The sequence below is a fragment of the Pseudooctadecabacter jejudonensis genome (genome assembly GCF_900172275.1).
Lineage (GTDB): Bacteria > Pseudomonadota > Alphaproteobacteria > Rhodobacterales > Rhodobacteraceae > Octadecabacter > Octadecabacter jejudonensis.
Map to the genome: position 1 here is coordinate 12,288 of NZ_FWFT01000006.1, position 12,524 is coordinate 24,811.

General features: G+C 56.7%; 8 protein-coding genes. 4 read left to right on the forward strand and 4 right to left on the reverse strand.

Going from position 1 to position 12,524, the window contains the following annotated elements; all coding sequences use genetic code 11:
* The first annotated feature begins 18 nt into the window (after window positions 1-18).
* On the forward strand, window positions 19-936 hold the full coding sequence (locus PSJ8397_RS14915; protein WP_085865436.1) for a mechanosensitive ion channel family protein: 918 nt from the start codon (window positions 19-21) through the stop codon (window positions 934-936).
* A 64-nt stretch (window positions 937-1,000) separates the two neighbouring features.
* Here the strand turns inward: PSJ8397_RS14915 and PSJ8397_RS14920 are convergent, their stop codons facing one another.
* Entirely contained in the window at window positions 1,001-1,297 is a 297-nt protein-coding gene (locus PSJ8397_RS14920) for a hypothetical protein (protein WP_085865437.1), read from the reverse strand.
* On the reverse strand, window positions 1,294-3,018 hold the full coding sequence (locus PSJ8397_RS14925) for an adenosylcobalamin-dependent ribonucleoside-diphosphate reductase (protein ID WP_085865438.1): 1,725 nt from the start codon (window positions 3,016-3,018) through the stop codon (window positions 1,294-1,296). The genes PSJ8397_RS14920 and PSJ8397_RS14925 overlap by 4 nt, the downstream gene beginning before the upstream one ends.
* A gap of 559 nt (window positions 3,019-3,577) precedes the next feature.
* On the opposite strand from PSJ8397_RS14925, the gene PSJ8397_RS14930 reads away from it, so the two are divergent.
* Window positions 3,578-5,407 carry a putative bifunctional diguanylate cyclase/phosphodiesterase gene (locus PSJ8397_RS14930; protein ID WP_235000792.1) on the forward strand — a complete coding sequence of 610 codons (1,830 nt, stop codon included), beginning with the start codon at window positions 3,578-3,580 and terminating at the stop codon, window positions 5,405-5,407.
* 119 nt (window positions 5,408-5,526) lie between these two features.
* On the opposite strand, the gene PSJ8397_RS14935 is transcribed toward PSJ8397_RS14930, so the two are convergent.
* Window positions 5,527-8,766 carry a chemotaxis protein CheB gene (locus PSJ8397_RS14935; RefSeq protein WP_085865440.1) on the reverse strand — a complete coding sequence of 1,080 codons (3,240 nt, stop codon included), beginning with the start codon at window positions 8,764-8,766 and terminating at the stop codon, window positions 5,527-5,529.
* A gap of 294 nt (window positions 8,767-9,060) precedes the next feature.
* On the opposite strand from PSJ8397_RS14935, the gene PSJ8397_RS14940 reads away from it, so the two are divergent.
* Both PSJ8397_RS14940 and ade read left to right on the forward strand, forming a co-directional pair.
* Entirely contained in the window at window positions 9,061-9,738 is a 678-nt protein-coding gene (locus PSJ8397_RS14940; protein ID WP_085865441.1) for a hypothetical protein, read from the forward strand.
* A 65-nt stretch (window positions 9,739-9,803) separates the two neighbouring features.
* Complete coding sequence (gene ade, locus PSJ8397_RS14945; protein ID WP_085865442.1) at window positions 9,804-11,498, forward strand: adenine deaminase; 1,695 nt, start codon at window positions 9,804-9,806, stop codon at window positions 11,496-11,498.
* Window positions 11,499-11,598: 100 nt separating this feature from the next.
* Here ade and PSJ8397_RS14950 read toward each other — a convergent pair whose 3' ends face one another.
* Window positions 11,599-12,474, reverse strand: coding sequence for an MBL fold metallo-hydrolase (locus tag PSJ8397_RS14950; RefSeq protein ID WP_085865443.1), 876 nt, complete (start codon window positions 12,472-12,474; stop codon window positions 11,599-11,601).
* Between the last annotated feature and the right edge of the window lie 50 nt (window positions 12,475-12,524).

Sequence of the window (12,524 nt, forward strand, 5' to 3'; positions counted from 1 at the left end):
CAGGCAAAGAAAAGACCAATGGAAACCATCGACACTTTGACAAATGACGTGACAGGCTGGTTCGACAGCTTGATGCAGACCGAGCTGTTTAACGGACAGTCCTTGGCTGATTTGTTGACGCTTGAGGCCATCCTCGGTCTTGCAGGCTCCCTGCTTGGTGCGGCCGCGATCCTTGTTTTGGGCTTCATCGTCGCCGGTTTCGTGTCGCGCCGCATTCGCAACATCGGCAAGAAACACAAAAAGCTGGACAACACGCTGTTCACCTTTTTGGGCAATATCGCGCGCTATGTCATCTTGGGGTTTGCAGCGCTTTTCATTCTCAACACCTTTGGCATCCAGACAACGTCCGTCGTGGCGGTCATCGGTGCTGCGGGCCTCGCTATTGGTCTGGCCCTGCAAGGTACGTTGTCCAATGTTGCGGCAGGCGTGATGATCATCTTTTTCCGCCCGCTGAAGATCGGTGATTTCGTCTCGGTAAATGGCGTCATGGGCACGGTGCAGGATGTGACGTTGAACTACACCGAAATCGCCAGCCTCGGGAACGTCATGGTCGTCGTCCCCAACTCCGAGGTGTGGGGCAACACCATCTACAACTATTCCGTTTACGACACCCGCCGCGCCGAATGGGAATTTGGTGTGGGCTATGGTGTGAACCTTGCGCAGGCCGAAAAGGTTATCATCGACACGATCATGTCGGATGAAAGGTCCATGACAGACCCTGAGCCGTTCATTCAGGTGAACAATCTTGGCGGCAGCAGCGTCGATTTTCTGGTCCGCGTCTGGTGCGCGTCGGATGTCTATTTTCAGTATCAGGCCGACATGAAACGCAAAGTCAAAGAGGCGTTGGACGACGCCAATATCAACATTCCCTTCCCCACTCGCACGCTTGTCTATGAAAATTCAGAGGACGAGCAGGCGAGTATCGCTGCACAATAACTCTCCCGCACATTGTGCAGCATTTTAGCGGGCGCGACGTCCCCCCGTCGCGCCCGCCTTTGATTCAGTCGTCCGAAGGCTGCGCCGCCTCATCGACAGCAACCAGCGTGATCGGGGAAAAGCGACCGTCTTCGAATTCGTCCGCTGACCGGACCCAAACCGTGCCGTCCGCATCGTCATAAATCGCAACCCGCGACCGATCCGCTTCCAACACGCCATAACCCAACAAACGGTAACCGCCGCCCTTTTTGTGCCGGTGCGTCGGGTGCCACGGCGTTTGTCCAAAGGGTGGTGCGGGCGGTTGCGCGTGCGGTGTGGGGGGCGAGATATCCCGCCCCAACCAAGTTTTCAGCCAGCTCATGTCGACAAAACCGATCCTGTCACGTCATTTGGACGAAAGGTTGTGCAGCCTTTGCAGCCGCTGTCAAACGCATCGCGGTAGACGGATTTGAACGCCTCGAATGAGATGTCTTCAGGACAGTTGACGGTTTTTGAAATGCCGCTGTCCACCCATTTTTGTGCCGCCGCTTGCATCGCCACATGATCGGCGGGGCTGAGGTCCGCGACAGACACAAAACTCTCGGGCAGGGGCGTGTCTTCCCCATAAAGGCGGCCAAAGACCATCGCGGCATAGTCCATGACCCGTTCCGTTTCTTTCGTGCCATCGGGACGTGTGACGACACGATTGAACGAGGTCGCAAAGATAGGTTCAATCCCCGAAGACACATTGCCCGCCAGCATGGAAATCGTGCCTGTGGGTGCGATCGAGGTCAGCGTCGCATTGCGCAGCCCGTGCTCTGCCACAAGGGCGCGCACCTCTGGGTCCAACGACTGAACTTGCGCGGTTTGCATGTGATGGGCTGCATCGAAATCGGGAAAGGCGCCGCGTTCGCGCGCCAAATCCGCCGATGCCGCGTAGGCCGCATTCTGTAGCGTCTGCATCCAGCTGCCCAACAAGAACACCGCCTTGGCGGAGCCATATTTTGCACCCAGCATCGCAATTGCATCTGCCACACCCGTGACGCCGATCCCAATACGGCGTTGACGTTTCGCCAGTGCAGCCTGCTGCGCCAAAGGAAACCGCGACACTTCAAGCACATTGTCGAGCATCCGCACAGCCGTCGACGTCAGAGACCGAAGCCGCCCCACATCCAGCCGCGCCTCCTTGGTAAATGGATTGGACACCAATTGTGCCAGGTTGATCGACGCCAAGGGGCAGGTTCCGAACGGCGGCAATGGTTGTTCCGCACACGAATTGGTCGCCGCAATCGTTTCGCGGTAGTGCATGGGGTTCTGCGCGTTGATCCGGTCGATAAACAGAACACCTGGCTCCGCCGCGCTGTGGGTCTGTTTCATGATGACATTCCACAGATCGCGGGCCCGCACGGTGCGTGTGACCTCACCCTCCCATTTCAAGGACCAAGTCCGGTCTTCTTCCACAGCTTCCATGAAATCGTCGGTGACCATGACAGACAGGTTGAAATTGCGCAGGCGGGTGCGGTCCGATTTGGCCATGACAAAGGCTTCGATATCCGGGTGATCGCAGCGCATCGTGGCCATCATCGCCCCGCGTCCCATGCCTGTGACCAACATGCGGCACGTCGCGTCGAAAATATCCATGGCCGCAAGGGGGCCAGCGGCCGGACAATCAAGGCCTTCGACACGAAAGCCTGAAGGCCGCAGGGTTGAGAAATCGAACCCGATTCCGCCGCCCATTTTCATGGTCAGGGCTGCATCTTTGAGGGTATCCATGATGCCTTCAACGCTGTCGGGCAGCGTGCGCATGACGAATGTGTTCGAAAGGGTCACATGCCGGTCCGTGCCAGAGCCTGCGAGAATGCGGCCCGCCGGGATCAGCTGGAAATTCTGCATCGCTGCAAAGAACTGCCCTTCGATTTTTGCACGTTGGGTGCCGTCTTCACAGGCCGCCAGTCCGGCCGCAACACGCGACCATGTGTTTTGGATTGTATGATCATGGCAGTGACCATCGGTTTTGTGCTGATATTTTGCAGCCCAAATCTGCTCTGAGATTGGCTGCGAAAGGCCCACAGGGCCACTGTTCACACGATGTGTGTCCTTCATTTTTGTATCCACCCAGGTTTGTATAAGCTCTCAGATATGTCCGTTTTGAGGTTAAGAAAGTGTTAATCCCCAAGTTGAACGAGATGGATGACATAACAAAGAATAAAGACTTTAGAATTTGCCTCAAATTTGACCCGTTAGCCTGAAATTAAGAGGTCCGCAGTATCCATAAAGCCACCTGTGATGGCGCGTGATTGCGTTAATAAATAGTTAATTTTCAGGGAATGCGGCCATGTATCCATATCTTTTACTACGCAAATCAATGGGCTAACGTTCTTATGCTGAGCTCAGGCAGACTGTATGAAAGTGGACTATCAAATCACTCACCTTATGGTAGAATGACCCCATGACGATTGTGCATTTGAATAACGTATCTTCGAAGACAAATCCGGCTGACGGTCTCTCAGCCGGGTCCTTTGATCTGGCATATCGTCTCGAAGCGGCCATATGGCTCTACGACATTGATCACATGCGTATCCTGCGCGCCAACCGTGCCGCTTGCCAATTGTGGTCCGCAGCTTCGGAAGAGGACCTTCTTGCGCGTGACTTGTCAAAAGACATGTCAAAAACCGTGGCCAAACGGCTGAATCAGTACCAGGCGGATTTTGAAAATCACGACATGTCGTTCACTGAATTGTGGACGCTTTATCCCGAAGGAAAGCCGCAAAACGTGCTGGTGGTGTTCCGCGGCCTTCGGCTTGAGGATGGCCGCATGGCCATGCAATGTGAGGTTGTCGGGCAAAGCGGTGATGAGCCTGAAAACGTTCGCAGCACCGAAGCTTTGCTGCACACCGACGTTTTGATCATGCTGTTCAGCCAGGAAGGTCCGTCCCTTTATCTGAACCCGGTCGCAAGACACGCGTTCGGCGGCATGATCGACAAGGTGAACAGCATCTTTGTGGATCAGGATGAATTCTTCAGCATCGCCGACAACACACTGCAAGACGGCGAATTGCGGCGTCTGACACAGCTGGCCACCGTAGATGGGGTGCGGTGGTTCGATTTGCGTGTCAAAAGCTGTCTCGATGCCGTTTCTGGCAAACCGGCCTTCATGATGACCGCGATTGATGTCAGCGAATTGAAAGAGGCGCGGGATACGGCACGGCACCTGGCCAATCGTGATCAGCTGACAGGGCTGCACAACCGCACCTATCTGCAGCGACACTTTGCTTGGCTCGAAGGGCAGGGCTCTGCCGAAGGGACGGCGATCGTCGTGTTCGACGTCGATAATTTCAAACAGATCAACGACCGCTATGGGCATGAAGCCGGCGATACGGTCTTGCGCGAAATCGCCCAACGCACGGCTGGGCTGATGTTGCCGACCGACCTCGTTGCGCGGTTGGGTGGCGATGAATTTGTGATCGTCATGCACAGCGGTCAAACCAGACAAGCGACCCGTGAGGCGGTAGAAAGGGTTCGCCGCGCCGTCTGCCTTCCGATGCATCACGGCAAAACGCGCCTCGATGCGACCATCAGCGTCGGCATTTCCTTCGTCGAAGGCCCACCTGACTTTAAAAATGTCATGCGCGAAGCGGACATTGCGCTTTATCGGTCAAAGAACACAGGTCGCGATTGTGTGACTGTGTTTGACGCGCAAATGGGAATTGAGATTGCCGCCCGCGAATGTCTGGACCGTGCATTGCGAACGGCCATCAATCAGCGCGAATTTACGCTTCATTATCAGCCGCGGCTAGATTTGAAATCTGGCAAAATCATCGGTGCTGAGGGTCTTGTCCGGTGGGATCGTCCCGGGCGTGGCTTGGTCTACCCCGCTGAATTTATTGAGGTTTGCGAAGAAAACGGATTGATCGATGAAATCGGGGCCCAGGTGTTTGAAATGGGCTGTGCGCAGGCCATTGCTTGGCACAAACAGGGGGTGGATCTGGAATTGTCTTTGAACGTGTCGCCCCGCCAATTTGCCGACAACGGCTTTATTGAGGCTTTGGCGGCTCTCGCGGCACAGCATGATTTTCCCAAAGGCAAGATTGAACTGGAACTGACGGAAAACGCGCTAATCGGGGATCCCAAGAAACTGGCAAAGAAACTGCGCCAGATCACGACGATGGGCTACAAAATTGCGATTGATGATTTCGGGACCGGATACTCGAACCTGTCCTACATCACGCAGTTCCCGCTGACCTGCATCAAGATCGATCGGTCATTTATCCAACAGCTTCCCTCTTCGGGACCAATTGTGCAGTTGATCCTGACGTTGGGGCGTCAGATTGGCGCGACAGTCGTGTCCGAGGGGGTGGAGACAGTCGACCATCTGGATTGGTTGTCTGAACGAGACTGTGATGAGGTGCAGGGATTCTTAATCACCAAGCCCCTTCCTCTGCCCGAGTTTGAGGCCTTTGCGGCAGGGTTCTCTGTAGACGCACTCGCCTGACGTGCAACGGTGCCTAAGGTGCCGCAAAACTGGGCGCACCGTAATGACAGCGACGATGACAGCGGCCACTTGAGTGGTCGCCGTACCCTTCATGGCCTGCGCGCCCTTTCACGGGTGTGTCAGTCGTCCATTTCCTCAAAAGCGCCGACAATCTGCTGAAGATGACCGGTGCCGTCCAGAATGGCGATGCCATTGCTTTGTACGCGAATTTCGGTCCCATCCGCCCGGATAAGTCGGGCCGTGAATTCAAACTCACCCCCTTGGGTCGACACCTCTTCCACGTGACGGCGCACCTTGTCGCGGTCGTCTTTATGGAAAAACTCAATCGCCCGATCCAAGTCCGGAGTCCCCTCACTTTCGGGAAAGCCATGCAATTCAAACACGCGGCTGGACCAGTAAATCTGCCGGGTCAGCGGGTTGATTTCCCAATATCCAAATCCGGCCAACTCCTGCAGATGACGGAACCGTTCGATCAGCGCATTCGTGTGACTGGCCGCCTTCAAGATGTTGGTCACGTCCAGTGCAATGTTGTAAATTGATTGGCCGTCTCTGTGTGGGGCGTCAAACAGTCGGCTTTCCATCGACAGATAGGTGGTGTCTTTGCCATCTTCACCGCCGAATTCGACGATCTGGGCTCTGCCGTCCGTGTCTTCGGCCGAGGCCAGCAAACGTTCGTCCTTACCCACAAGCGCGTCACACCACGACGCGGGAAGAAGGTCCTTGATGTTGCGGCCCAATGCCTTTTCCGCGTCCAGACCAAAGGTTTCAGCCAGCCTTTTGGACATGCGAAGGATTGTCCCGTCTGGCGTCCGGTTCATCAGTTGAATTTGCGACGACCCAAGGATCATCTCCATCTCACGGGCAAGGCCGGGGAACTGCGTGATCACCATCGTCAGGCCCAAAATCTTCCCGTGCACGTCAAAATAAGGCGTACAGCTGAGGATGACGCGGTTGCCTTCGGATGAAAACTCCTGCGTGGATGTCGTGCCCAGCTTCAGTGTTTCGCTGCAAATCGGCGACAGGGCAGGGTAGCCCTCCGGCAGAACCGCCTGAGAGATATGCGGCGTCGTAATCGGTTGTTTCAATTGGAACAATTCAGCGGCGGCCGTGGTGGCCTGCGTGATCTGCAGCGCGCTGTCGGTCACCATGATGGCAAGCGGCGTGCTTTGCAGAACCGATGTCAGCTCACCTGTCCGTCCGCTCAATTCTGTGGCGGTGATCTGCAATTCCTCGTTCACCGTGATCAGTTCTTCATTGGTGGACTGCAATTCCTCGTTCGAGGTTTCGAGCTCTTCGTTCGTGGCCTGCAATTCCTCATTGGTGGATTGCAGCTCTTCATTCAGCGCCTGCAGCTCTTCGTTCGACGTTTCCAGCTGTTCAATGGTCTGCTGCAAGGCTTCACGGGTGACGGCGACCTCGTTTTCAAGGTCTTTGATCCGCTCAGACACGCTTTCGTCCAACTCAAGCGTTTCGGCCTTGGCGGCCAGCGGGTCGGGCGACTTGGCAACCGGTGTGAAGGCCACCACAGCCACCCGTTCGGCCAGCGATTTGGCCACAATCGGATAGACGTTCAGCCGGATATCGAACTCATCCTTTTCATCCATCCGGTGACGCACGCCGGTGCGTTGTGCCCCGTGCCGCAAAGCGACAGAAACCAAACTGCGCGCCTCTTCGCGCAGCGGGCTTTTCAGCAATTCAAGGTGCATCTTCAGCTTACTGCTTTGATTTACCTCAATATATTCACTGATCGATCCGTTCACGGACATGATCGTTCCGTCTTCGGTCACAAGCACCGATTTTTCGCCCAGCGATTTGACCAAAGCCTCAAACAGGTGCCGGTCCGCACTGGTGTCGATGTCTTGATCGGTCCGCCGTGTCTGGCGGCCCGTATAAAGCGGCATGCTGGGCATGGCGTAGTTGGTGATCGTCTTGCCTTTGCCCAAGATCCGCTTGCGATAGACGTGGGAATTGTTGTCGTCCTGCAAGAACAATTCATCGGACCCCGCGACGCTTTCAGCGGTGCCCAAGAACAACAGCGCGTCCGACGCCATCGAGTAATGGAACCGCGCCATCACCTTCTTCTGCAGGGAATTTCCGAAATAAATCAAAAGGTTGCGACAGCACAACAGGTGAACCTTCTGGAACGGCGGATCCTGACAGACGTTGTGATCCGAAAACAGAACCGCCCCGCGCAACCGGTCCGTGATGCGGATGCCGTCGCCATGCTGGATGAGATATTTCTTCGCCAGATCAGGCGGAATGTCATTCAGCGCCGCATTGCTGTAGATCCCCGCGCGCGCAACCTGCAAGGCTTCCTTGTCGATGTCGGTCGCAAAAATCTGTACCTTTTCCTTCAGCGGCACGTTGGGTCCGCCCAAGGCCTCAGAGATCAGCATAGCAATCGAATAGGCCTCTTCGCCCGTGGCACAGCCCGCAATCCAGACCCGCACGGGGCCGTTTTGCCGTTTGGACAAAAGCTCTGGCAGCAGTTCGTTCAGTTTGCGGAATTCTTCCTTGTCCCGGAAAAACCGTGTGACGGAGATCAGAAGATCCTTGAACAGGGCATCGACAGCCTGCGGATTGTTGCGCAGGAAATGTGTGTATTCGTCTTGGTTATCGATCCCAAGCGCGGTCATCCTGCGTTCAATCCGGCGGGTGATGGTCGTCTGTTTGTAATCGCGAAAGTCCACACGGGTCCGCGCCAACAGGATCTGCAACAAATCAGAGATCGGCGTTTCCTGCAGCTCTTCCTTGCGGAAGGCAGAGAAATCACGCGCAGAGGTCAGAATTTTCTGAAGGTGCGTGCCGATTTCAACGGGCCGCAGCACAAGATCAACGCAGCCCGTTTGCACCGCAGCTTGTGGCATGCCGTCGTACTTTGCCGAATTGCTGTCTTGGGCAATCGTAATGCCGCCGGCTTCGCGAATGGCCTGCACACCGTAAGCGCCGTCCGATCCGGTCCCCGACAGGATCATCGCAACCGCGTTTGATCCGTGATCCTCCGCAAGGCTCACCAGAAACCTGTCCACCGATGGTTTCGGGGCAGAGGGCAGATCACTTGGATCAATCAGACGAAGTTGACCGTCTTTAAGGACCACATCGGTCTTGGGGGGCGTGATGTAAATCACATTGGCCTCAGGCGCGGTGCCGTCACTGACGTCTTCGACACGCAGTTCGGTTTGCCGCGCGACAAGCTCGGTCATCAGGCTTTTGTGGTGCGGCGACATATGCTGCACAACCACGTAGGACACCGGTAGATTCGCGGGCAGCGTGGCCACCAGCTCTCTGATCGCCTCAAGCCCGCCGGCCGAAGACCCGATCCCGATAATCGTTAACGTTTCGGATCCGTCATCGCGCATAAGATGTATCCCGTTTCATCCCCATGGCGTTAGCATACCGCATAAAGACCACCGATAGCTATGCTAAAAGAACCTGTTAATATTCCTGCATAAATTCGGGCCTGACACCGTCGCAATCTGGGGCTGGGGACTGCGGGCAAAGGTGCGCAAGGGGGCGTCATAGGCGGATCGCACCGTTTTTTGAAAAGGTTAACAACATGTTATTAAATGAAAATAAGTTAAGCACAGTTTACATTTTCTTAGGTCTTGTTACTTATCTGTAAGTAGATTGTTTCCAATTTTAGGATTCTGCTGATGAAGCTGGTGTCTCAGTCTGACCTCACGTCTGCCCTCGAAGGGGGGCATCGCTTCGTGGTCAACATGATCGCTGAGGGCGATCAGCCAGCAGAAGTCCGCTCGTGTGAAGTCATCGGAACGCATCACCGCAACCGCTTCTCCTTTCCATCTAAGGTTGCGGTCTCGGATGTGTTTATCGATCAGGTCGCACACGGCGTGCTTCATTGTCTTGCGTCCTTGTCGAACACCACCGAGGTCGTGTCGCTGCCGACCGTCACCATTGAAATCCCCGGCCTGTCCTTGGCCAAGGCCCATCTGATCACCACTTTGGCCGATGATGGCAGTCTTGGCATCATCTTGCGATTCAAGGTGGTTTTGGGGTCCGTCAATCATGCGTTCCGGCCTGAATTGGGGATCGAAAGCTCGGTCGCCGATTATTCCTCACATATGTCCGCCCTTGTCCTCACAGACATCGTGATGCCGTTTCTTGATCTGTGCACCGCCGCCGAAAATGGCGTTCTTGAGACGGCAGAAGGTTTGGACACCTTTGTTGAGATGTTGATGGAACGGTCGCAAGACGTGCGGTTTCAGTCTGAATTGATCAAACGCTTTGTTGCATCGGCGGCAGATGTGACGTCGCCCGATACGAAACGGTTGGCAAAACGTCCCAAAATAGAACTGGTCTCTCGTCGCTAAGGCTGGACCTGTCTTTGCCGAAACGTCATGGTGCCCCTTCATGGTGAACCCTGTGGGCAGATCAAATGGCAGATTTATCAGAACGGATTGCGCAGGGTCGGGGGGATGCACCCGCCGATATTGTGTTGCGCGGCGGGCAGGTCTTCGATGTGATCACCGGCGAAATGCTATCGGGGGATGTCGCAATTTGCGGCGATACGATCGTCGGCACCTGCGCGGTCTATGATGCAAAACAAGTGATCGATGTGACGGGCCTGACCCTGGTGCCCGGCTTTATCGACACGCATCTGCATATCGAAAGCAGCCTTGTCACCCCCCATGAATTTGACCGCCTCGTGACCCCCTTGGGTGTGACCACCGCCATCTGCGATCCCCATGAAATTGCAAATGTTTTGGGCGTTCCGGGCATCCAGTATTTCCTTGATGCCGCGCTTGAAACCCTCCTCGATATCCGCGTCAACCTCAGCTCCTGCGTGCCCTCCAGCCACATGGAAACCACAGGCGCCGTGATCGAGGCCGAGGATCTGATCCCCCTGCGCACCCACCCCCAAGTCATCGGCCTGGCCGAAGTGATGAACTACCCCGGCGTCATCCACCAGGATCCCGGGATCATCGCCAAACTGCGCGCGTTTGAGGGCGACCACATCGACGGCCATGCCCCCCTCTTGTCGGGCAAAGATCTCAACGCCTATATCGCCGCCGGCATCCGCACAGAGCATGAGGCCACAACTGCCCAAGAGGCCCGCGAAAAGCTGCAAAAAGGCCTGCGCGTGCTGATCCGCGAAGGGTCCGTGTCCAAAGACCTGGACGCGCTGCTGCCCCTGCTGACGGACCGCACGTCGGCCTATATGTGCCTGTGTACCGATGACCGAAACCCGCTTGATATCGGGGAACACGGGCACCTTGATTATCTGATCCGCACCGCCATCGCCCGCGGCACGTCGCCCACAGCGGTCTACCGCGCGGCGTCCCTGTCCGCGGCTGAGGCGTTCGGTCTGAAGGATCGCGGCCTCATCGCCCCCGGTCTGCGCGCCGATATCGCCTGTCTCGGCTCGCTTGAGGCCTGCGATGCGCACCTCACGCTTTGTGCAGGCACCCAGATCGGCGCGACAGCCTTCGCCGCCCGCAAAATCACCCCGCCCATCGGTCGGGCGTCTGTCAAAGCGCCGCATGTCACGGCGCAGGATTTTCGCACCTCCTCAAATCGGGCAGAAACGGATGTCATCGGCGTCATCGAAGGCAAAATCATAACCGAACATCTGTCTGAAACCATCACGCCCACATCCGGCGACAAACGGCCCGATCCGGCCCGCGACCTCACGAAAATTGCCGTGATCGAACGGCACGGCAAAAACGGCAACATCGCCACGGGCTTCGTCAAAGGCTTCGGTCTGCAAAAAGGCGCCATTGCCTCGACGGTCTGCCACGACCACCACAACATCGCCTGCGTGGGCGTGGATTACGACGATATGGCGCTGGCCTGTAACCGTATGACCGACCTCGAAGGCGGGCTGGTCGTGGCCGAAGGCGGCCAAATCCTTGCCGAACTGGCCCTTCCCGTGGCGGGCCTCATGTCGCTTGATCCGTTTGAGGACGTGCGCACCGCGCTCGAAGACCTCCGCGATGCGGCCCACAGCCTCGGCGTGACACTGGATGAGCCGTTTTTGCAACTGGCCTTCCTCGCCCTTCCGGTGATCCCCATGCTGAAAATCACCGACCGCGGCATGGTCGACGTCCTGAAATTCGAAATCATAAGCTGAACGTTCCGTTAAGGGTAACGCGCCCTAAGCAAGAGAGCGCCGCGTCCCCTTCATCTTGGCCCATACAACTCCCCCCGGAGGGCCGCTTCGCCGCCTGCGCCTAAAGCCCGTTGACAGGCACCTTCAGCACCGGATTGCCCGCCTCATCCGTGGGCACATGACCGGCCCGCATGTTCACCTGCAGCGCCGGAATGATCAGTTTCGGCACCGCCAGTTGCGCGTCCCGTTCTGTCCTGAACGCAATGAACTCTTCGCGGGTCTTGCCGCCGCCCACGTGGATGTTTTGCGCCCGCTGCTCTGCCACGGTGGTCTCCCACGCGATGGCGCGGCCGTTTGGCCCGTAGTCGTGGCACATAAACAGGCGCATCTCGCCCGGCAGGGCCAGCACCCGCTGGATACTGTCATAAAGCTCCCCCGCATCGCCGCCCGGAAAATCCGCACGCGCCGATCCGCCGTCGGGCATGAACAGGGTGTCGCCCACAAAACAGGCGTCGCCCATGATGTGCACCATACACGCAGGCGTGTGGCCCGGCGTGGACAGCGCCTGACAGGTCATGGTGCCCACGCTGTAGCTGTCGCCATCTTCAAACAGCGCGTCAAACTGCGACCCGTCGCGCTGGAATTCCGTGCCTTCGTTGAACACTTTGCCAAAGGTGTCCTGCACCTCCATGATGCGCGCACCCACACCAATCTTGCCGCCCAGCGTCTCTTGCAGGTAGGGCGCGGCGCTCAGATGGTCGGCATGGACGTGGGTTTCGATGATCCAGTCTAGCGTCAGTCCGCGCCGCTTAATCTCCGCAATCAACTGATCGGCAGCCTGCGAGGTGATCCGTCCTGCGGCGTAATCAATGTCCATCACGCTGTCGATGATCGCACAATGATCACTCGCCGGGTCCTTCACGATATAGGTGATCGTGTTCGTGCCCTCGTCGAAAAAACCTGTCACTTCAGGTGCGATGTCCATGTGACGTGTCATGCCGTGCCCTCCGTGATTGCGCTGTCTTTGGGGATGATATCCCACCACAG

Excerpts from the sequence above, each read along its gene's own strand:
- PSJ8397_RS14915 (WP_085865436.1), top strand. The coding sequence starts at position 19 with ATGGAAACCATCGACACTTTGACAAATGACGTGACAGGCTGGTTCGAC.
- PSJ8397_RS14935 (WP_085865440.1), bottom strand. The coding sequence starts at position 8,766 with ATGCGCGATGACGGATCCGAAACGTTAACGATTATCGGGATCGGGTCT.
- PSJ8397_RS14950 (WP_085865443.1), bottom strand. The coding sequence starts at position 12,474 with ATGACACGTCACATGGACATCGCACCTGAAGTGACAGGTTTTTTCGAC.
- PSJ8397_RS14920 (WP_085865437.1), bottom strand. The coding sequence starts at position 1,297 with ATGAGCTGGCTGAAAACTTGGTTGGGGCGGGATATCTCGCCCCCCACA.
- ade (WP_085865442.1), top strand. The coding sequence starts at position 9,804 with ATGGCAGATTTATCAGAACGGATTGCGCAGGGTCGGGGGGATGCACCC.
- PSJ8397_RS14930 (WP_235000792.1), top strand. The coding sequence starts at position 3,578 with ATGTCAAAAACCGTGGCCAAACGGCTGAATCAGTACCAGGCGGATTTT.
- PSJ8397_RS14940 (WP_085865441.1), top strand. The coding sequence starts at position 9,061 with ATGAAGCTGGTGTCTCAGTCTGACCTCACGTCTGCCCTCGAAGGGGGG.
- PSJ8397_RS14925 (WP_085865438.1), bottom strand. The coding sequence starts at position 3,018 with ATGAAGGACACACATCGTGTGAACAGTGGCCCTGTGGGCCTTTCGCAG.